This is a genomic window from Streptococcus sp. KR, assembly GCF_002238115.1.
Classification (GTDB): Bacteria; Bacillota; Bacilli; order Lactobacillales; family Streptococcaceae; genus Streptococcus.
Genome location: NZ_NGVM01000215.1, coordinates 1 through 326 on the forward strand (window position 1 = coordinate 1; position 326 = coordinate 326).

The following is a 326-nucleotide window of genomic DNA, read 5'->3' on the forward strand; positions in this document are numbered from 1 at the left end:
TGAGTTAACTGAAAACCAGAAACTCTATCTAGAAGAATTGGTTATGAGGTCAGATATGGTCAAATGTGGAACAGTTGATCCGAGCCAGGATAACATGTTAAAGATAACTGGTGAGGCACGGAAACTAGCTATTGATATGCGTTTATTGGACTCTAGTTATAGTCTAGCAGACAATCATAAACTGCTTCAGGTAGTAGATAATGTTGAAAGAATTTATCGTGAGGGAATGGAAAATAAGGCTACTCAGATGATTTTTTCAGATATTGGCACCCCTAAGAAAAAGGACAATGGCTTTGATGTTTATTCTGAGATTAAGGCTTTATTAG

1 pseudogene is annotated in these 326 nt (G+C 36.5%); it reads left to right on the forward strand.

Annotated elements, in window-relative coordinates:
- A pseudogene (locus CBI42_RS11665) lies at positions 1-326 on the forward strand (helicase); the annotation flags it as partial.